General features: G+C 46.6%; 20 protein-coding genes and 1 pseudogene. 10 read left to right on the top strand and 11 right to left on the bottom strand.

The window, feature by feature from the left end:
• The first annotated feature begins 289 nt into the window (after nucleotides 1–289).
• Together P403_RS0114510 and P403_RS0114505 are read left to right on the top strand one after the other, a co-directional pair.
• Complete coding sequence (locus tag P403_RS0114510; RefSeq protein WP_029333406.1) at nucleotides 290–1,024, top strand: peptidoglycan DD-metalloendopeptidase family protein; 735 nt, start codon at nucleotides 290–292, stop codon at nucleotides 1,022–1,024.
• Nucleotides 1,025–1,434: 410 nt separating this feature from the next.
• Nucleotides 1,435–2,370, top strand: coding sequence for a peptidoglycan DD-metalloendopeptidase family protein (locus P403_RS0114505; RefSeq protein ID WP_029333404.1), 936 nt, complete (start codon nucleotides 1,435–1,437; stop codon nucleotides 2,368–2,370).
• A gap of 46 nt (nucleotides 2,371–2,416) precedes the next feature.
• On the opposite strand, the gene P403_RS0114500 is transcribed toward P403_RS0114505, so the two are convergent.
• From P403_RS0114500 to P403_RS0114490, 3 genes are all read right to left on the bottom strand, one after another.
• Complete coding sequence (locus P403_RS0114500) at nucleotides 2,417–3,523, bottom strand: glycerol dehydrogenase (RefSeq protein WP_029333402.1); 1,107 nt, start codon at nucleotides 3,521–3,523, stop codon at nucleotides 2,417–2,419.
• Nucleotides 3,524–3,650: 127 nt separating this feature from the next.
• Nucleotides 3,651–4,358, bottom strand: a complete 708-nt coding sequence (locus P403_RS0114495) for an AAA family ATPase (protein ID WP_029333400.1) — start codon at nucleotides 4,356–4,358, stop codon at nucleotides 3,651–3,653.
• Between the two features lie 17 nt (nucleotides 4,359–4,375).
• Nucleotides 4,376–5,116, bottom strand: coding sequence for a hypothetical protein (locus tag P403_RS0114490; protein WP_029333397.1), 741 nt, complete (start codon nucleotides 5,114–5,116; stop codon nucleotides 4,376–4,378).
• A 149-nt stretch (nucleotides 5,117–5,265) separates the two neighbouring features.
• Between P403_RS0114490 and P403_RS0114485 the strand changes: the two genes are divergently transcribed.
• The gene (locus P403_RS0114485; protein WP_029333396.1) at nucleotides 5,266–6,210 is read left to right on the top strand and encodes a DUF2268 domain-containing putative Zn-dependent protease; all 945 of its coding nucleotides are present in this window, start codon (nucleotides 5,266–5,268) and stop codon (nucleotides 6,208–6,210) included.
• Nucleotides 6,211–6,359: 149 nt separating this feature from the next.
• On the opposite strand, the pseudogene P403_RS16535 reads toward P403_RS0114485, so the two are convergent.
• Nucleotides 6,360–6,506, bottom strand: a pseudogene (locus P403_RS16535) (MetQ/NlpA family ABC transporter substrate-binding protein); the annotation flags it as partial.
• Nucleotides 6,507–6,675: 169 nt separating this feature from the next.
• On the opposite strand from P403_RS16535, the gene P403_RS0114475 reads away from it, so the two are divergent.
• The 3 genes from P403_RS0114475 (at nucleotide 6,676) to P403_RS0114465 (ending at nucleotide 8,446) form a co-directional block, all read left to right on the top strand.
• Entirely contained in the window at nucleotides 6,676–7,788 is a 1,113-nt protein-coding gene (locus P403_RS0114475) for a GGDEF domain-containing protein (RefSeq protein ID WP_029333390.1), read from the top strand.
• Nucleotides 7,789–7,852: 64 nt separating this feature from the next.
• Complete coding sequence (locus tag P403_RS16680; RefSeq protein ID WP_167331096.1) at nucleotides 7,853–8,029, top strand: hypothetical protein; 177 nt, start codon at nucleotides 7,853–7,855, stop codon at nucleotides 8,027–8,029.
• A 12-nt stretch (nucleotides 8,030–8,041) separates the two neighbouring features.
• Complete coding sequence (locus tag P403_RS0114465) at nucleotides 8,042–8,446, top strand: DUF350 domain-containing protein (RefSeq protein ID WP_029333388.1); 405 nt, start codon at nucleotides 8,042–8,044, stop codon at nucleotides 8,444–8,446.
• Nucleotides 8,447–8,487: 41 nt separating this feature from the next.
• On the opposite strand, the gene P403_RS0114460 is transcribed toward P403_RS0114465, so the two are convergent.
• The 3 genes from P403_RS0114460 to trhA form a co-directional block, all read right to left on the bottom strand.
• Nucleotides 8,488–8,745: a hypothetical protein gene (locus tag P403_RS0114460; protein ID WP_029333386.1), complete on the bottom strand. Its 258-nt coding sequence runs from the start codon at nucleotides 8,743–8,745 to the stop codon at nucleotides 8,488–8,490.
• A gap of 67 nt (nucleotides 8,746–8,812) precedes the next feature.
• Complete coding sequence (gene rpiA / locus P403_RS0114455; RefSeq protein WP_029333384.1) at nucleotides 8,813–9,511, bottom strand: ribose-5-phosphate isomerase RpiA; 699 nt, start codon at nucleotides 9,509–9,511, stop codon at nucleotides 8,813–8,815.
• 109 nt (nucleotides 9,512–9,620) lie between these two features.
• Complete coding sequence (trhA, locus tag P403_RS0114450; protein WP_029333383.1) at nucleotides 9,621–10,268, bottom strand: PAQR family membrane homeostasis protein TrhA; 648 nt, start codon at nucleotides 10,266–10,268, stop codon at nucleotides 9,621–9,623.
• A gap of 115 nt (nucleotides 10,269–10,383) precedes the next feature.
• On the opposite strand from trhA, the gene P403_RS0114445 reads away from it, so the two are divergent.
• Both P403_RS0114445 and P403_RS0114440 read left to right on the top strand, forming a co-directional pair.
• Nucleotides 10,384–10,905, top strand: a complete 522-nt coding sequence (locus P403_RS0114445) for a DUF1836 domain-containing protein (protein WP_029333382.1) — start codon at nucleotides 10,384–10,386, stop codon at nucleotides 10,903–10,905.
• Between the two features lie 55 nt (nucleotides 10,906–10,960).
• Nucleotides 10,961–11,938 (top strand): DUF4003 family protein, encoded by a 978-nt coding sequence (locus P403_RS0114440; RefSeq protein ID WP_029333380.1) that lies wholly within the window; start codon nucleotides 10,961–10,963, stop codon nucleotides 11,936–11,938.
• Between the two features lie 333 nt (nucleotides 11,939–12,271).
• On the opposite strand, the gene P403_RS0114435 is transcribed toward P403_RS0114440, so the two are convergent.
• The 4 genes from P403_RS0114435 to P403_RS0114420 form a co-directional block, all read right to left on the bottom strand.
• Nucleotides 12,272–12,517 (bottom strand): hypothetical protein, encoded by a 246-nt coding sequence (locus P403_RS0114435; protein WP_029333379.1) that lies wholly within the window; start codon nucleotides 12,515–12,517, stop codon nucleotides 12,272–12,274.
• 59 nt (nucleotides 12,518–12,576) lie between these two features.
• Nucleotides 12,577–14,331: an EAL domain-containing protein gene (locus P403_RS0114430; protein WP_029333377.1), complete on the bottom strand. Its 1,755-nt coding sequence runs from the start codon at nucleotides 14,329–14,331 to the stop codon at nucleotides 12,577–12,579.
• A gap of 19 nt (nucleotides 14,332–14,350) precedes the next feature.
• A complete protein-coding gene (locus tag P403_RS0114425) occupies nucleotides 14,351–16,000 on the bottom strand; it encodes a sensor histidine kinase (RefSeq protein ID WP_235195227.1) in 1,650 nt (549 codons plus the stop codon).
• 71 nt (nucleotides 16,001–16,071) lie between these two features.
• Entirely contained in the window at nucleotides 16,072–16,509 is a 438-nt protein-coding gene (locus tag P403_RS0114420) for a YaiI/YqxD family protein (protein WP_029333374.1), read from the bottom strand.
• 128 nt (nucleotides 16,510–16,637) lie between these two features.
• Between P403_RS0114420 and P403_RS0114415 the strand changes: the two genes are divergently transcribed.
• Nucleotides 16,638–18,386 carry an ABC transporter ATP-binding protein gene (locus P403_RS0114415; protein ID WP_029333373.1) on the top strand — a complete coding sequence of 583 codons (1,749 nt, stop codon included), beginning with the start codon at nucleotides 16,638–16,640 and terminating at the stop codon, nucleotides 18,384–18,386.
• On the top strand, nucleotides 18,383–19,270 hold the full coding sequence (locus P403_RS0114410) for an NAD(P)-dependent oxidoreductase (RefSeq protein WP_029333372.1): 888 nt from the start codon (nucleotides 18,383–18,385) through the stop codon (nucleotides 19,268–19,270). The genes P403_RS0114415 and P403_RS0114410 overlap by 4 nt, the downstream gene beginning before the upstream one ends.
• Nucleotides 19,271–19,279 lie beyond the last annotated feature (9 nt).

Genomic DNA, 19,279 nt, shown 5'->3' with positions numbered 1-19,279 from the left:
TGACTTTGTAATAAAAAAGTCAAACAGATGACATGGATGAACCCTCATCTCAAGGGATTGCGTAATTATTCAAAAATAAAGATTACAATATATATTATCTAAAGATATTTTAGAAATAAAATTGAAATATCGATATGTAAATTCCGAATGCTATACTCAGTTTGTTCGAAAGCACCACTCATTCTACTAACTCAATCTACTCTATATACAACACATCCTATTAAATGACTCAGTCATTTCATTTTTCATTGACCCGACACTTTGTTTTCACATCAGGAGGATTTACAACATGAAACGTATTTTGACAACTATGACGATGAGCGCGCTTGTCGTTTCAGGATTTGCAGTTACGGGTACAGGTAAGGTTGAAGCAGCTGGAACTTCTTACAAAGTAAAAGTCATGGCAGACGGACTTCGCGTTCGGACCGGCCCTTCAACAAAATACCGGATCATCGGAGGCGTCAACTCAGGCCAAACGTTTAAATACCTTGGACGTAAAGGAAACTGGACGAAAATCATCTACGGTGGAGAAAAACGCTACGTATACTCAGGATACGTTAAAAAGTACAGCCTCAAGTCTAAAACGAGCACTGCAAAAAAAGCGTCTGTCTCGTCTAGCTTCACTCGCCCGACAAGCGGGACTCTGACGCAACGCTATGGCAATGCAAGCGGCCGCTACGGATATACGTTCCATAACGGTGTCGACTTCGGAGCGAAGACAGGAACTCCTGTCTATGCGACAGCCACTGGGAAAGTCATCTCATCAAAATATCAAGGCGCGTACGGAAACTACATCATGATGTCACATAAGGTGAACGGTTTAACCTACACAAGTGTTTATGCCCACCTCAATTCACGTAAAGTTTATGCGGGTCAAACGATTGCAAAAGGAACGAAGATCGGGACAGTCGGTAGCACAGGTAATGCATTCGGTGCTCACCTTCACTTCGAACTTCATCGCGGCAGCTACGTCTACAGCAGCTCTTCAGCCGCAAGTAGTGTCAACCCACTCAACTTACTTTAAGTCAATGAAAGGCACCTCTAATCAGGTGTCTTTTTTGTTTAGATTCCTATTTTGAAAACTTAAAAAAATTTTTTAAACATCAATATTACAAAAATTCAAATTTTAAAAAATACTATTATTTCCATTTCAATTTTATCTTAAACGCCCTCATCTTGTCACACTTTTTATCAATTCCCCAGTGTATGAACATTTTTTAAACATCTAAAAAACGTTGATATATATAGAAAAACCAATAAATGTCATATATTATTTTTAGATAACTTAAATATATTCTATTGAAACATTTCCGAAATGTTAATGTAATATTTAAACATTTTAAGTAATGTTATACTCATTTATGAAATTTAGTAGAACATATTTTCAGCAAATAACTGACCTATCGTGTTGATTTTCAAGGAGGACGAACATATATGAAAAAAATTTTTACGACTTTAACAGTATCTGCCATTGCAGTAGCTGGAATGACAACATATGCAGTACCGAAAGTTGATGCTGCGACAACGTACTATAAAGTAAAAATACTTGAAGATGGATTACGAGTTCGAACTGGTCCTTCTACATCCTCAACTATTATCGCTGGTGTCAACAAAGGGTATACATATAAATATCTCGGGAAATCTGGGAACTGGACTAAAATTCTTTATGGATCACGTGAAGTATATGTATATTCTTCTTATGTGAAAAAATATTCTGTAACGAGTTATGATAAAGTAAAAATTAATGTTGATAATCTTCGCGTTCGTACAGGTTCATCGACTAGCAGCCGTATAGTTGGATCAGTCGATAATGGTGAAAGATATCTCTACCTCGGAAAAGAAGGTAATTGGTCGAAGATTCTTTATAATGGAGAAAAACGCTATGTTTACAGTAGTTATGTCACAAAGTATTCAACTACGTCACTAACAAGTACATATTTAGCAGCGAGTAAAGCTTCAAAAACCTTCATTACACCAACGAAAGGTACTATCACACAAAGATACGGTTCTTCAAGCGGCGTTTACGGTTATACGTTCCATAACGGCATCGATTATGGTGCTGCAAAAGGAACACCCGTCTACGCGACAGCTGCTGGTAAAGTCACGACGTCTAAAAACTACGGCGCGTATGGGAACTACATCATGATGACTCATACAATTGACGGATCTTCCTTCACGAGCCTTTATGCTCACTTAAACAGCCGGAGCGTCTCAGTCGGTCAAACGGTCTCGCAAGGACAACTGATCGGAACGGTCGGCGAAACAGGGAATGCCTTCGGCGCACACCTTCATTTCGAGCTTCATCGTGGTACATATGTCTACAGCGCAACATCCGCTGCAAGCAGTGTCAATCCGCTCGATTACTTATAAGACAACACCCCCGACCACATCCGGTCGGGGGTGTTTGTTTTCTGACTCATTTTAATTTTGATTGATAGGCTTTCGAGTAACGGTCCGCGGCGATGATTGCATCAGCCACTTCTTCCGCCGTCACGTCGAATCCATCATGGATCGTTTCACCATCTGCCGTCGCCGCTTCCCCGACCTTCAAGATGTCGTCGCGCGAGGCATCTTTGAGTTTGACGTCTTCGAGCGTGACCGGTAACCCGAGGTCCATATAAAATGCGATATACCGCTCGATTTCTTCTTGACTGTGTTGCTCAAGTGCGAGCTGGACGAGCGTCCCGAACGCAACTTTTTCGCCGTGTGTCAAGTGATGAATGTCCCCGTCAAGTGCTGTAAAGCCATTATGAATCGCGTGTGCCGCGGCCAGTCCCCCACTTTCGAAACCAAGTCCACTTAGTAACGTATTCGCTTCGACGACTGCTTCAAGAGCCGGCGTGACGACTTTTGCTTGAACCGACTCATACGCGAGTCGACCATGTTCGAACAATACTTCCTCACAGCGTTTCGCAATCGCTTCTGCCGCAATCGTCGGCCGACCACCGGCCATCGTCTTCCCGCCGAATGCGATGACACTTCTGACCTCGACCCAGGTCGCGAGCGCGTCGGCAATCCCGGACGCGAAGAATCGCGCCGGTGCTTCCGAGATCAGCTTCGTATCGACGAGGACAAGATCGGGATTCTTTTTATAGAAGCGATAACTCTCAAAAATCCCGGCATCAGAATAAATGACCGATAACGCGCTCGTCGGCGCATCAGTCGAAGCAATCGTCGGCACGATGACGACAGGCACCGTCAGTTCGTCCGAGACGGCTTTCGCCGTATCAAGTGTCTTCCCACCGCCGACCCCGACGACAAAGCGGACGTCCGCTTCTTTCGCCTGCTTCGTGATTCGTTCGACTTCATGCCGCGATGCTTCGCCACTAAAGTCGACTTGTTCGATACCAATCTTTTCGGTTTCAAAGGAGTCATGAATCCGTTGTCCGACGATTTTAAAGACAACTTCGTCTGCAATCAACAGTGCTTTGTTTCCGAACGGGCTCACGTATGTACCGAGCCGGTCGATGACGTTTTTTCCTTGGACGTACTTGCTTGGGCTGATGAAGACACGTTCTGACATAATCAACATCCTTTCCGAGAAAACACGAAACAATGAACAATGATCCTACAATAGAAGGAGTTCCTCTTCCGGCACCGCTTCAAACGTCTCTTGATGTGAAGAATTGATGAACGGACGTCACTTTCCGTTACGAAATCTGCTGCTCCGCCAAGAAACGCTCAAACGCGATATCTGGATTATCAGTCTCATAACGCGCGACGAAGGCATGATAGGAGCCGCTGTAGACGATTTTTCCATGATGGAGAAAATGCATCCTGCACGGCAGGTGGGCGACTTCATGCAATATGTGCGTCGACAATAATACGATTTTTTGACGGTCGAGTAACGCACCGATCGCCTCGACGACGAAACGTCGTGACTCCGGGTCAAGCCCGACCGTCGGCTCGTCAAAGATGTAGAGTGTACGATCGAGATGACAGACCGTTCGGATGACCAGCCACCGTTTTTCACCGGCTGACATCTGACCGAGCCGTAAGTCTTGCAGACGCTCTAACCGGCTTCGCTCCTGTTCGCGTAACGAGGCGACATATGTATCCCATAACGAACGGAACGGCTCCGTCCGGTCACTTTTCAAAATCAACCGGACTAAATCTTTTCCTTTTAGCATCGGCGGGAGCGGTGCCTGCTGCAATTGATAAAGAATCTCCGTCCGTTCAAACGGCGGTTGAAACCCGTCCGCCGGCAGTGCCCCGGCAACAACGTCAAACAAGGTCGATTTACCTGAACCGTTTAAACCGATTACGACATTCAACCGTTCCGGATCGAGCTCAAGTTCCGCTTTATCTAAAATCATCCGTTTTTTATCATAACTATAATCGATTGTCCCGAGTTGCATCCGTCCGTCCCCTTCCGTTAACGATTTGTTTTTGACGTAATCGACAACCGCTGATAGGCAACGTAGCCGACTACTATATAAACCAGGATACCTGTTAGAATCGATAAGCCTATTGTCCCGTCACTGACACTGCCTGTCAGGAAGCGGGCTTCATTCAAGATTAAATTCGCTGGATTCAAGAATGAAAAAAACGCAAGCAGCCGATTATCCGTCAGTTCGAATACATCGATGAAAACGAAGACGGCAAAAATTAAAATCGTCCCGAGTGGTGTCATCGTCTCCGGTTTCAACGGGAGCGCAGCAATCAGCAGACTACAGACAAAGACCGGCAGTGGGACGATCAGCGCAAGTAATCCAGTCATCAGTACGGTCTTCAGCAACGGTTGATGAAATACCATCGCCATCATCAGGCTGGCAGCGAACATGTTCAACGTGAGGAAAAACCATTGCGACATAAGACGCCCGAAGATGACCGGGAATTTTTGCCCGGACAAAAACGTATACATCTTCAAAAAGCCACTTTCCCGCTGGTTGAGTAATGAAATGCCGATTCCATTGATTGCAGTCAACACGATCATGATCGCAAAGAATTGAATCATCGCCGACTGAAAGACCGTCCACGTCGGGGAATCCTTGAACCAGTCGAAGTGGCGCAGGAGAACGATGACAAGGGGTACGGCGAGCGTATAGAGATAAGCAAACTTATTGAAGAACATTTCTTTGTTATAAAGCAAAAAGAATTCATAACTTTTCCGCACGCGATTCCCTCCTAGTTTCTAATCCAATAAAATCCATAATCAATTTGATTCTTACATTATCTTACTATACGCTAATAAAAGAAGAAATGTTTCAAAAAATGGTTTCTTCGAACGCTCTCCCACGTAACAGAAGAAAGGACGTGATTGGTATGAAACGATTGATTGTGAGTGCCGTCTTAGCTAGCTTGCTCGCCGGGTGCTCCGAGGAACCGGAAGCACAAAAAACCAAGCCGACGGGTATTACCTTCACTCAAGATGATAAAACAATTAAGATCATCCCACTTTACGATGCCTATCAGGCATATGTCGATGCAGCACTGAAAGCTCCGACGGAAAATGGAGCGCTGTTCGAAAGCTATGTATTAAAAGAAAATCACCGGATACGTGAGCAGGAGCAGGTTTCGGAACAGCTTGGTGTCTATAATCCACTCGACCAACCGATGAACGACCTCAAACACTTAAAAGAAAACGTCACCTACTTACAGCAGCATCAAACCGAGATACAGCAACAAATCAAACAATCGTTGCAACAAGCATTGAAACAGTTACCTCGCCAAAACGATTTAGTTATACTAGTCGCTCCTATCAACGCAGATAACCCCACGAACAACAAACGAATGGGTGGTGTGACAGGAGTTGCACTCGCCAAAAATCTGTTAGTGCTTTACATCGATCGTGATGTCGATCAATCGATGCTTGCCTATACAGTTGTCCATGAATACCATCACACCGTTTTACTCGAAAAGCTTGGAATTTCATCGATTGCCGATAATATCATTTCGGAAGGAAAAGCAGATTTATTTGCGAAAGCTCTCTATCCAGATGTCAATCCACCTTGGACAGAACCACTGCTCGACCATTCCTTTAAGCATGTTCTGCATGAAGTAAACGCGTATCACGCCACATTTTCTGATTTACAAAATGGCAATCATGATTTGCAGATTCCCGGCTGGTCGAATTATGCGATCGGAAATACGATTATGACCGACTTCATTCAGAAAAATCCTGATATCCCAGTAAAAGAATGGACACACATGCCGACTGAGGAAATTTTGAAAAAGAGCGGTTATGCAAAACAATTGACGGCACAATGAAGCGGTTTTGAGTTGATCAGGCAGACCGTCCATTTTGCTTTAATCAACAAAAATCACCCGCTTTACACGACGCCAAGCAGACGTGTGAAGCGGGTGATTTTTTAAACTGAGTTCTAACGATTGTCCGACAAGTCACTTTTGTTTGAATATCAGTTGAAAGCCGGTATCGCCGTTTCATCATAATTTTCTTCTAAGAACTTTTTGACTTCCGTGACGAATGCATCCTGTTTCGGCATCAGACCTAGCGGTGCTGCATAAGCCGGTATCATGACGACCGCGTCAGCATCATTATAAACACATACATCTCATGTTCACCATTGAGGTCATATGTATTTTTTTTGAAGCCATGAGAGAATATGCCCACTACTCAACAATCAGACGAAACACTAATGATATTTTTTTTGAAAATCGATGTCGGCATTATAGTACAATAGACATAATCGGTTTAAAAGGAGTCCACGACATATGAAAACAATCATCTATGATGTTCTTCACAATATCACTTTTTTGATGAGTGGATTTTATTTACTCGGAAAATTATCTCCTCAACCGATCACACTAGACTCCAAACGATCACTGCGTATTTTGTATGGTCTATGTTTGAGTGTCATCGCGATTGTGTTGATGCAGATGACGATTGAACCGGCCCCTGGGATTTTAGTCGACTTACGCCATATCCCAGTCATTGTCGCCGCCTATTTCGCAGGTCCACTGCCGACGTTCATCGTGACTGTCGCCATCATCGTTTACCGCTTTACCATCAGTACGAATTTCGCAGCTTATGCGGCATGTTTTTTCATCATCAGTCTCGCTGTCGGTATTTCCCTGATTGTCAAACTGATGCCTTTGTATTCAAAAAAGACCTTCATGACGGTGACGCTTTATGCGACGCTTCTGCACGCTATCATTTTAAGCATCGTTTTACGCGATACCGGTCAAATCGTCGAAATCCTGTCAGTCATCACCCCTGCATCTTTTGTCAGTAGCTGGTTGACTTTACTCATCATCCAAGACATCCGGATGACGAAGCTTGCGTTACGGACGTTCCAACATAAAGCGCAAATCGACTTTTTGACGGGTCTACACAACTCGCGTGCTTTTTCAGATTACTTAACGGACATTAAACGGCAAAGTATTTTCAAAGAACAGCAGGTCGCCCTCATCATGATTGACATCGATCACTTTAAGTCGGTCAATGATACGTACGGGCATGAGGCTGGTGACGACGTGTTACGTCAATTCTCAAAACGGTTACGTGATGGAGTCGGAGATACTGGCTACCTAGCACGAAACGGCGGCGAAGAATTTTCACTCATCATCACAAATCTTGCGTTAACGTGCGTCTTGGCCCTCGCTGAAGAATTGCGTGAGCGCATTGAAACTATTCCTTTCACGACACAGACCGGGCAAACACTTCGCGTGACGGCATCCTTTGGTGTCGCAAGCTTTGAAGAGACAACTTCAAATATTGATCATTTAGTCCGTCATGCCGATCAAGCACTGTATGCTTCTAAACAATCCGGTCGAAACCAAGTCACGCTCCATTCCGTACAAAAAGAGATCGCGACGACGACGTGATTCAATTAAGGATGGACGTAATCCAAAAAATCAGCTACGTTTGATAGTAAGGCAGGTGAAGAATATGAAGTTAACAAAAGGACCGTACATTTTCATTGGTCTTCTCCTCGGTTTATTGTTTGGATTTATCGGAGATAATTTTTATCTGTATGTATCGGCCGGGATTTTAGTAGGTGCCTTACTTGAGCTCTATGTCGCGATTCAGCAAAAAAAAGACCGCAACAACAAGAAACGTTCTTAAGGGGGAAATGATATGGCATTCAGTGACTTGTTTTTATCAACACTCGCCTATATCGGTGTAGCGACGCTCTTGCTCGCAATCGGTGTTGTCCTGTTTGAAGTGACGACAAAATCAAAGGAAATGGAATTGATTCGTCAAGGTAAAAAAGCAGCCGTTTATGCATTCGGCGGACGGATTCTCGGACTTGCGATCGTGCTCTATTCAAGTATCGCAAACTCTGTCAGTATCCTCGACATGGTTTTGTGGGGGGCTCTCGCGATCGTTTTCCAAATCGTCCTGTTTTATCTTGCCGATCTGCTCATTCCGCGTCTCAGCATGACGAAGGAAATCGATGCCAACAACGAAGCCGTTGGTTTATTGTTGTTGTTCCTCTCGTTATCGATCGGCTTAATCATCGCCGGGTCTCTTACATACTAAAAAAAATGACAGAAGTCCGCTTCCGGATTTCTGTCATTTTTTTATTTATTTAATTCATCGAGTTCTTGTTGCGAACGCGGGAATCCGTTCGCTTGCCACTCTGACCGGTACATCGAATCAAGCTTCGTCAATCCTACTTCATCCTCGTCTTTATCCGCATCTTGACTCTCATCTTGATCGAGGTGGTCCAAATACTCCTTCAAATGACTCGGCGGGCGCCGTGATTTCATTTTTTTCATGACAAGTCCTGTACCTGCCAATACACCGGCTCCAAATAAAAATCGCTTCCGTAGCTTCATGACTGTTCCTCCTTAAAAAACGAGTAATGATGCACTACTTATCTATCCCGACTACGTTGAGTCAAGTTCAAACGATTCCGCCACCGCTCCGCATCGTTGGGTGGGCAAGCAGTTTGATATTTCCGTGTTCTAGAGTCAACACATGATCCGGTTGCCGCTCAAAATAACCGGTTTCGATGACACCGCTCCATGACTTCAATTCCCGTACGAAATGGGCGACGTCCGGGACACGATCCAGGGCGACATCCAAAATCAAATGGCCTCCATCCGTCACGAATGCTTGTTCTGCCGTTTTGCGGTGTGTATAGGAAATTCCTTTGTCCGCAAGAAGTCGTTCGACATGTGTCTGTCCGAACGGTTCGACTTCGACCGGTAAAGGTCCCGTCAATCGGCGAACGAACTTCGAGCTGTCTGCGAGATACAACACTTCGCGTGCTTGCAGCGCGACGAGCTTTTCCCGGAACAATGCGCCGCCGCCGCCTTTGATGACTTGGAACTGTTCATCAATCTGGTCAATCCCATCGATGACGAGATCAAGCTGTTCGACATCACGTAACTGACGCATCGGTATTCCGAGCCGCTTGCCCTGTTCTTCCGTCTCAATCGACGTCGCGATCGCTTCGATTTTTAATCCTTCGTCCACTGCTTTTCCTACAGCATCAATAAAATAGCGTGTCGTCGAACCCGTACCGAGACCGAGTGTCATGCCGGGTTTTACATATGCGAGTGCAGCTTGCGCAATCAATGCTTTATCCTGTTCTTGCATCGTTCACCCTCCATTCTCTAATTCCAGTTCACTGATAGTTTTCCCGAATCCTGCGCCTTTTAATCAAAAAACCGGGTGCGACGTCTCCGCCGTACCCGGTTCATGAACGTTAAATGACGAAGAAATAGACGCAACAGAAGTGCGCGAGACTTCCAAGTAAGACAAAGACGTGGAAAATTTCGTGGAAACCAAGATACTTGAACGATAATGCACTTGGTTTCAATCCGTAAATGACTCCACCGACGGTATAAAAGATTCCGCCGAGGAATAGTAAGCCGATTCCGACTGGCGACAGAACTGCGGCAAGCGGCGTAATCGCGAAGACCATGATCCAGCCCATTCCGATATAAAGCGTCGTCGATAACCAACGCGGACTGTTGAACCAGACTAACTTAAATGTGATTCCGAAGACGGCAATCAACATGACGATCGAGAACAATACCCAACCGGTCGGTCCGTTCAAACTGATGAGACAAAACGGTGCGTAGGATCCGGCAATCAATAAATAAATCATCGAGTGATCAAGGCGGCGCCAAATCGCAATCGCCCGGTCACTTGCAAGTACCATATGATAAGTTGCCGAGACGGCATACAGGGCGATCATACTGACTCCGAAAATGATGGCCGCGACAATGGCGATGGCCGCGCCCCGTTCAAGTGAGGCCTTGATGACTAGAGCAAGAAGTCCGACAAAGGCAAAGATGGCTCCCCCGAGATGAGTCAATCCATTAATCGGTTCGCGCATATACGTTTTCATAAGTTACCCTCCAAAAGTTATGTAGTTTTCAATACTACATGGCGTTATATAGATATCTTATCATATAGTAGAGAAATAGAAAGCATTACCTGTAAATTTCATGGAGGTTTTTTTAATGACACACGATGACGACAAATCGCGACCGCTCGATCGCCAACTCCAGTTAGACGATATTCCGAACATCGACTTGTATATGGATCAAGTCATTCAACTGTTCGAACGGACATTTGAAGCAACGACGCGGACAGAAGGCGAAACGATTTTGACGAAGACGATGATTAACAATTACGCGAAAAAGAAACTCTTTTTCCCCGTCACGAATAAAAAATATACGAAGAATCATCTCATTCTGATCAGCTTGATTTATCAACTGAAAGGAACCGTCTCAATCAATGACATCAAAGCAACATTGACTGAATTGAATCAAGGTGTTGCAAACGAGACGCTCAATCTGGAAGCCTTCTATGCAAGCTACCTAGAAAACACGGTACGGAATCTCGAGACATTCGAAGCTGAGCAAGCGTTGGCTGATGAAAACGAACCAATCGATCAGCTGCAACAAATCCTTTCACTTGCACATATGAGCAATCTCTATCGACGTGCCGCCGAACGGATGATTGATCAACTCGACGGTTAACTTCTACCGGTTGCTCATGGTAAAATAGGGAAAATGAAGATGGGGGTGGGCTGTGATGGAGGAAAGCACACGCTTTTTGCATCAGCTCGAAGACGTAGGACAGTATTTTGTTAGCTACCAAGACAATATCTTGATCGAACTTGCTTTTGATCAAACGATTGGCCATTATGCGACAGAATTTTCGACGCTCGAACAGACTGCTGATTACATCGAACTTCACTTACATTCGCACCAGACCCAGGCACTGCTCCTCGCATCGAAAATCCACGCTTTTGATGCGTCTCCGTTTGAGCGCATCACGGAAATGATGTCGATTCAAAGTTTTTTTGCGACGCATCGCATGACGCATCCTGCAAATGCCTTCTCGACCGCTCTGCTGATCAGCCGACTTAATCCATCAGACGCTCACTTACATCGGACGTTATCCCTTTACCGACTCGCCAAAAAACAACACCGTTTCATCGTCTCCCCTTTACTCGGCTCACTCTTCTTTTTCCAATGTTACAAGCGCGGTGAAGTCGAGCATCTTCTTGCACGCGTGGAAGACGCTTACGATCGGTTAAAGAAACGGTTTGGACGCGCCCAACAGACCTATATCGTCGCTCTCCTCTTTTCACTTTTACCTGAAGACGATTTCGAGGCGTATGTCGACCAATTACGGGCATCGCGCACACGTTATCGTAAATCTCACATCCCACTTGCATTCCACGGTCTGCTCGCCTTACTCGGTGATCCTGCCGAACATGCTTCAAAACTCGACCAAATCGTCGAGCAACTTCGCTCGGATGTCCACTTCAAGCATCGAAAGGACTTACTTTTTTTAACGGCTGTCCGGCTCTATCTCGCGAACCATCCGACACTGCAGCTACTGTTTGCTCAACTTGCTCCGACGATCGACGACATTGCGACGGAAACAGTCCCCTTTTTACTGTTTCCAGTCGATCTTACTGACACGTCGCATGCGACAGATGGCGGAATGGTCGACGGCGGATTTGACGGCGGCGATGCGGGAAGTAGCAGTAGCGATGCTTGACGACGTTCGTAAACAACATCTTGAACCAGTTGCGTGAAGGCGCAGTCTTCGTCAATTGTATGTTGCAAGGGACAAACCGCGAACAGATATTAAAAAAATATTCTTTCTGATTCCCCTTATGAATGGGAAACGCTCGCTGACACATGTACCGATTATGCAGAAGCAAATGCAACATTCCAACTGCTCGCCGTAAAAAAGCGAGACCCGTTCAGCCCGATTGAACGAAAAAGAAGTGTTTGCCAGATAACCTCTTCATTTAAATTCAAAAAGGCATCGACTCATCTGAAAGAGTCGATGCCTTTTAAGTGCGTGGAACGAATGCGATTCGCTCACTTAGTTATCTTGATTCGTTTCCTCGTTCGCTTCGACATCAGAGTCGTCGTCTGCTTCGTGCGAAAGATCCGGTTGTTCATCGGACGCATCGGCTGATTTCTCAGCATCCGCTTTTTGGTTTTTTGCTTGATCATGCTTATCGCGAGTATCCGGTGCTGCCTCTTTGTCACGTCCCGCAATTTCATCATTCGTCATCTGATTACCTGATGTAATTGGATCTGTTTCTTTATCGTGTTGTTCATTCATGAGAAATCCCCCTTAACAAAATTAAGCTACAGTTAAGAGTATTCCCTGAACGATTTCCGTTAAACATCAAGAGGTTGCATTTTCTTCGCAAAGTCCGTAATCAACTTATCGAGCGGTTGCGGATGATGCAGATAATGCCCCTGGACATACAAACGCTCGCCTAGCATTTCCACCTGCTTGTATTGCGATAATGTCTCGACCTCTTGAATGACAAGTGAAATATTTAATGTTTCCGTCAAAGCATAGACTGAGCGAATCATTGACTGCTCGAGCTGATTTTGAGCCAAACGTCGGGTGAAGATCGGATCGAGCTTGACCGCCTGGACCGGTAGATGAAGCAATGAATTGAGCGATGCATAATGGCTACCGAAATGATCGACCGTCAAGCGGTATCCCGCGCTTCGTAACAGTTCAAGGCGCTCAATTGCTTTTTTCCGTCCTGTCTGCAATACTTCTTCCCGAATCTCGAGGACGACACGATCTTGTTTAAAGTTTGCTTGCTTCGAAAAGGATAAGAGTTCTTCTAACAGTTGATTCGACTGGAATTGACTCGCGGAAAGATTAACCGCAACTGAAACCGGTAAATCGAATTCTGCTTCGAACCGTTCGCGATCGGCAATCGCCTGGCGAATCGTAAATCGACCGATGTCGCCAAAGACCCCCATGCGTTCTGCAATTGGAATGAAGTCAGTCGGGCTGACGAATCCGAGCACAGGATGGTTCCAGCGTAATAAGGCTTCGACCGCAACGGTCACCCCTCGCTTCATATCAAGAATCCGCTGGTAATACAGTTCGAATTGCCCGCGTTCTAACGCATGTGTCAACTCTTCTTCAAGAACGGAAGCGAACGGATGCTGTTCGAACTCTCGCTGCTGGTTGACGAACAAAATGCCATTTTTTCCATCGAGCTTCACTTGTTGCATCAAGGCCTCTGCCGCATAGACTTGCGTCTGTCGGTTCGTATAATCCCCCGTCAACAAACTGACGCCGGACGACGCCGTCAAATGAATCGGTTCAAATCCGATGTCCGCGATCGGCGCCTCGATTGCTGCCATGATGTAATCGGCATACATCGCACCCGTTTGTTCAAACTCTCGTTCATCAAGCGGCGCAAGAATGATGAATTCATTGCCGTCCTTCCGTCCGACGACATGATTCGGAATCGGAACATATTTCAGCCGGTCGGCGAGGACTTGTAAAACCCGGTTGCCGACACGGTATCCGAATTTGGCATTGACTGCGTGAAAGTTATCGAGGTTCAAGACCATTAAAAATGCTGGATGAATCGTCACACTTGAAATCAAACGGTTCATGTACCGTTCATTGTACACATCCGTCAAGGCATCTTTAATGACGTATGTTTCGACACTGATCGATTTGCTAATGACATCAGCGTAATGTTCAATCAATGCTAAATCGCTCGCTGAGAAGTCATATGGTCGATCGTCAAAGGCACAAAGCGTTCCGATTTTCTCATTGTCGGCGTTTTTGATTGCGACACCCAGAAAACTCCCGTTTCCTAATGCCTTCGTGACGGGATGGTCGACCGTCAACGGACTCGTCAACAACTCATTGATTTGAAGTTTCCCTGCATTTTCATCGATGACCAGTTTACAAAGGACGTGGTTGAACACATGCGTCGATCCTTCTTCAATCAATTCTTGATCTTGATTGATTGCTTTGACGATGAAGTTGCTACTTGAATCATTCAGTGCGAAAAATAACGAATTGACGCCAATTTTTTCACTGAGTTTCCCTAAAATTTCTTCGACGAGCGGATGTAAGGCTTCGTAGCGGCTTTGAGCATTTTTCATCGTGCTGCCTCCTTTCGTATCATGACATCGGATGAATCGGGAACTCGACGATGAAGCGACTTCCGACACCAACTTCTGACTGAACAGAAATCGAACCCCCATGGTCCATGACGATCATTTTACAAATCGCAAGTCCGAGACCTGTTCCGCCAATTTTCCGGGTATCCGAGTTATCGGCCCGGTAGAATTTATCAAAAATGAACGGTAACGCCTTATCCGGAATACCGATCCCTTCATCTTCGACTTCAATCCGGAGGTCCTGCGCTGTCACTTCAGTACGTATCTCGATGTTTCCACCATTCGGTGAGTATTTGATCGCATTCATGATTAAGTTCGTAAACAATTGCTTCATTTTTTCTTCGCTTGCCATCAAGAGATGTGCCCCTGAACCGAACGCCATCCGCACTGTATGTTCACTGCTCGCTAACTCGAACATCGTTTTCATTTCAATCAGCAGTTTCTTTAAATCAATCGTTCTTTTTGTTGCCCCTTGCGTCAAATCTTCACCCTTTTGAATTTCGAGAATGTCGTGGATCAGCTCAGACAAACGGACGGTCTCGGAATAAATCGTCTCGAGGTATTTTTTTTGACGGGGTCCGTCGAGGGAACGCTTCATCAACAATTCTGTGAATCCCATGATTGAAGAGAGCGGCGTCCGCAGTTCGTGAGAGACGATGGACACGAATTCAGCTTGCTTCAAGTCGAGTTCTTTATCTTTCGTCACATCGCGCAAGACGAGCATCATGCCCCATTCGACGTTCGCAATCGCAATCCGCTCCGCATAGGCACTGAGCAAGAGGTTGCCTCGAAATGCGGACAGTTCAATCGTTTCACCCGGTATATCACCGTTCATCAGCTGACCAATATAATCGTGTAACGCATCCGGCTGGTCGACGTGCTCAAACAGCGATGTCGCCCGCTCGTAGGCATGCCGAAACCCTTGTGCTTGATTCAACAGTTTTGGCGGGAACATATCGAGCAACGCTTGGTTGGCATAGATTTGTTCGCCACTACTCTCGATGTAGAGGACTGCTTCGCGAATCGAATCGAGTAACTGGTACGTCTTGATTTTTTCATGCTCCATCTGATGGAACAAGAGGTGTCGCTCTAACGTCATCCCGAGCTTGCGTGACAAGTCTAAGATGTCTCCGACTTGTTCTAAATTGAACTGTTCGAACTCATGCTTTAAATAAATCAACCCGACGACACTGTTGTTACTCGGTGACTGGATTGGAATCGCGGACTCATATCCTCCTGTTTCAATCGGCAGTTGGACGGACTTTCGCATCACAAATGCACGGCGCAAAACGGAATATTGATCTAAGTCCTTTTCAATCAACTCCATCTCTTCCACCCCCTCTGTCACGACATGACTGAGTTGTTCGCGCCGGTAGAGAATGATCGCACCACGCGTCAATCCGATGAGCGGAAGCAGCTTCAACAGAAGCGTCTCGCACGCAGATTCGACGTTTTGTGTCGCGAGTGTTTCCATGATTTCATTTCGGTGTCTTAATTTATCTTCGGCTGCGAGCAAGTCGTGTTTCAGCTGACCGATTTGTTGCTGATCTGCCGTGACGTCCGTGCTTTGCTCGATCGAAGGAAACGATCCACTCTTCAAACGATATGGTCGTGTTTTTTTAGTTGGACGATACCGCATAACTTTTTTCAATGCACTTCTTCCTCCCACCTAAAAATTCGTTTCTAAAATTATACCATGCACGTCGTTTGTCAGGCGAAAAATCATTTTAATGGCTGTTGGGCTAATAATGTTTCAAAAGCCGCCGCAAATTGTTTATCCTCATGTGGTGTCCGTTTCTTCGGGCCTTTCGTCCGTCCACCGGCGCGGCGAATTTGTTGACCGACATGCCGCGTATGCAACAGGAAATCGATATTGTCATCCGTGAAGATCCGCCCATTTTGATCAATTGGTCGCCCCTTTCGTGCTAAGGCAAGTGCCGCCAGTCCATAATCTTGTGTGACGATGATGTCGCCCGGTGAAATCCGGTTGACGATCGCATAATCGACCGCATCCGGACCTTGCCCAATTGTAATCGTCGTCGCCCCCGCCCGGTTGAATTCATGTGCCGTATCACAAACTAAAAACACCTCTATTCCCTCACTTAACTGAATCGTCAAATCAACGACCGGACATCCATCGGCATCCACTAGTACTTTCATTTCTCTCGTCCTCTCTTTTACCTATCTGTCTTCAGTGTCAGCGAGAAACGGAAACACTGTCAAGCAATCACTATAAGTTGACCCCGGTTCAATTTCGCAAGACAATAGGTAGGAAAGGAAGTGCACGTATGGAGCAAGCTACATTCAAATCATTTTTACATCTTCTCAAGAGAAGTAATCCACCGGTCGGTCTGCTATCAGCAGCCGTCGCCGTCTCAGTCATCCAGGCATTAGCGGCACTGATGATTCCGTGGTTCTTAAAATCACTGATTGATAATTTCTCGGTCGATCGGCTGACACCGGGACTGATTTCCTTATTCATCGTCGTTTTTCTCGTCCAACTCGTCAGTAATGCTTTTTCGATTTACTGGCTCCAGATTGCCGGACAACGCATCGTCGCTAACTTACGAACATTACTGTGGAAACACCTTCTCGGTCTCCCGGTCCCGTTTTATGATGAAACAAAATCAGGGGAGCTCGTCTCCCGTCTCAACAACGACGCGACGACGTTACAACAATTGTTGTCGGAACAGCTCGTCCGCCTGTTGACGTCCGTCGTTTCCATCATCGGAGCGATCACGATTTTATTTTTCCTCGATTGGCAGATGACGCTTGTCATGGTGATTGCCGTTCCGTTGACGTTACTGATCATCATCCCGCTCGTCCGGAAATTGCACGAGATTTCCCGGGCGACCCAAAAAGAACTCGCCGGCTTATCCGGCTTCTTCGCCGAGATGTTGAGCGAAGTCCGGCTCATCAAATCGCAAGCGACCGAGTCTTACGAAATGGACCGTGGAAACGAAAAGATTGAAAATCTCTTCGGCTTCGGCGTCAAAGAAGGTCGGATTCAAGCGATTCTGTTACCACTGTTCAACGTGACGCTGACATCGATGCTGATCATCATCATCGGCTTCGGAGCTTACCGGGTCTCGACGAACCAAATTTCTGCCGGTGAGCTCGTCGCCTTTTCACTCTACTTGTTCCAAATCATGACCCCGCTCGTGACGATGACGGAATTCATTTCGAAACTCCAGAAAGCACGCGGGGCGACAGAACGAATTTCCGAACTGCTCGAAGAACAGCCGGAGCAACAAGGAACGCGTGACGTCACCCGTCCGTTCGGAGCGGTTCAATTCAATCAGCTCTCGTTCGGCTATGATGAGACGACGTTACTGCATGACGTGTCCTTTTCCTTACCGCACGGCCAGACGACGGCGATCGTCGGACCAAGCGGTTCTGGAAAATCAACGTTGTTTGCGTTGCTCGAGCGGTTTTATCAACCAACGTCAGGTGATATTTCACTCGGACCGGACGGCATCGAGACGTTCCGGCTTGAGAGCTGGCGCCGGGCGATCGGTTACGTCGCGCAGGATTCACCGGTCTTATCGGGAACGATTCGTGATAATTTACTGTACGGACTCGTCCGGGACGTAACGGAACAGGAAATTCGTGACGCTGCCGAAATGGCGAATGCCGATGCCTTCATCCAGTCGTTCCCGCACGGCTACATGACGGAAATCGGCGAACGCGGGGTCAAACTGTCGGGTGGACAACGGCAACGGATTGCGATCGCCCGTGCCTTGCTGCGTGATCCGGAACTCTTGTTGCTCGACGAAGCGACGTCTAGCCTTGACTCGGAATCGGAACGTGTCGTCCAGGAAGCACTCGAACGCTTGATGCGCGGACGGACGACGTTCGTCATCGCTCACCGCCTGGCGACAGTCCGCCACGCGGATCAAATCATCGTTCTCGAGGACGGACGGGTTTCCGGAATCGGAACACACGACTCCCTCGTCGAGACGAATGTTTTGTATAATAAACTCGTAACGCAACAATTCATCGGTCAGACCGATGCAATCAGGGGGAATCACAGATGACGAAAACAATAGGATTTATTGGACTCGGTGTCATGGGGCAAGGAATGGTGCGAAACTTGCTGAAAGCTGGTTTTGCCGTTCAAGGCTATAACCGGACAAAAGAAAAAGGCTTACCGCTCGAACAGGACGGGGCGACGATCGTCGACACGATTAAAGAAGCCGTCACCGGCGCAGACGTCGTCATTTCAATCGTCGGATACCCGGAAGACGTCGAACAGATTTACTTCAGTGAAGACGGAATTTTAGCGAATGCCGCGCCCGGGACGATCGTCATCGACATGACGACATCAAGCCCGGCGCTCGCCGTCAAAATCGCGGAGCAGGCACAAGCAAACGGGCTCGTTGCACTCGATGCACCTGTCACAGGTGGTGACCTTGGTGCGAAGAACGGGACACTCGCGATTCTTGTCGGTGGTCAAGAACAGGCTTTCGCTGACGTCAAACCATTGTTTGAGGCGATGGGACGCTCGATTTCATTATTCGGCGGTCCCGGAAAAGGACAATCGGCGAAACTTGCAAACCAAATCGCCATCGCTGGTTCGATGATTGGGACAGCCGAGATGTTGCTGTTCGTCACACGCTCTGGCATCGACCCGACGCAGTTCGTCGAGACGATTAAAAGTGGTTCTGCCGGCAGTTGGTCACTTGAGAACTTGATTCCGCGTGTCATCGCGGAGAATTATTCACCAGGATTTTTTGTCAAACATTTCATCAAAGACATGCGTCTGGCACTTGAACGGGCGGATGAGATGGGAATTTCGACACCGGGTCTCGCGCTCGTCAAATCACTGTATGACGAGCTCGCAGCGATGGGGCACGGTGAGTCTGGTACACAAGCACTCTATTTATTACTCGCTGAAAAATCACAGCAGCAGCAACCGTAACAAAAAGGT

The organism is Exiguobacterium oxidotolerans JCM 12280, from assembly GCF_000702625.1.
Lineage (GTDB): Bacteria > Bacillota > Bacilli > Exiguobacteriales > Exiguobacteriaceae > Exiguobacterium_A > Exiguobacterium_A oxidotolerans.
Note: the sequence above shows the minus strand (reverse complement) of the source record. Positions and strands in the feature narration are given on the sequence as shown.

Coding starts and splice junctions, on each gene's coding strand:
- P403_RS0114410 (WP_029333372.1), top strand. CDS start 18,383: ATGACGAAAACAATAGGATTTATTGGACTCGGTGTCATGGGGCAAGGA.
- P403_RS0114440 (WP_029333380.1), top strand. CDS start 10,961: ATGGAGGAAAGCACACGCTTTTTGCATCAGCTCGAAGACGTAGGACAG.
- P403_RS0114475 (WP_029333390.1), top strand. CDS start 6,676: ATGAAAACAATCATCTATGATGTTCTTCACAATATCACTTTTTTGATG.
- P403_RS16680 (WP_167331096.1), top strand. CDS start 7,853: ATGAAGTTAACAAAAGGACCGTACATTTTCATTGGTCTTCTCCTCGGT.
- P403_RS0114430 (WP_029333377.1), bottom strand. CDS start 14,331: ATGAAAAATGCTCAAAGCCGCTACGAAGCCTTACATCCGCTCGTCGAA.
- P403_RS0114510 (WP_029333406.1), top strand. CDS start 290: ATGAAACGTATTTTGACAACTATGACGATGAGCGCGCTTGTCGTTTCA.
- rpiA (WP_029333384.1), bottom strand. CDS start 9,511: ATGCAAGAACAGGATAAAGCATTGATTGCGCAAGCTGCACTCGCATAT.
- P403_RS0114415 (WP_029333373.1), top strand. CDS start 16,638: ATGGAGCAAGCTACATTCAAATCATTTTTACATCTTCTCAAGAGAAGT.
- P403_RS0114500 (WP_029333402.1), bottom strand. CDS start 3,523: ATGTCAGAACGTGTCTTCATCAGCCCAAGCAAGTACGTCCAAGGAAAA.
- P403_RS0114420 (WP_029333374.1), bottom strand. CDS start 16,509: ATGAAAGTACTAGTGGATGCCGATGGATGTCCGGTCGTTGATTTGACG.
- P403_RS0114505 (WP_029333404.1), top strand. CDS start 1,435: ATGAAAAAAATTTTTACGACTTTAACAGTATCTGCCATTGCAGTAGCT.
- P403_RS0114460 (WP_029333386.1), bottom strand. CDS start 8,745: ATGAAGCTACGGAAGCGATTTTTATTTGGAGCCGGTGTATTGGCAGGT.
- P403_RS0114445 (WP_029333382.1), top strand. CDS start 10,384: ATGACACACGATGACGACAAATCGCGACCGCTCGATCGCCAACTCCAG.
- P403_RS0114435 (WP_029333379.1), bottom strand. CDS start 12,517: ATGAATGAACAACACGATAAAGAAACAGATCCAATTACATCAGGTAAT.
- P403_RS0114495 (WP_029333400.1), bottom strand. CDS start 4,358: ATGCAACTCGGGACAATCGATTATAGTTATGATAAAAAACGGATGATT.
- trhA (WP_029333383.1), bottom strand. CDS start 10,268: ATGAAAACGTATATGCGCGAACCGATTAATGGATTGACTCATCTCGGG.
- P403_RS0114485 (WP_029333396.1), top strand. CDS start 5,266: ATGAAACGATTGATTGTGAGTGCCGTCTTAGCTAGCTTGCTCGCCGGG.
- P403_RS0114465 (WP_029333388.1), top strand. CDS start 8,042: ATGGCATTCAGTGACTTGTTTTTATCAACACTCGCCTATATCGGTGTA.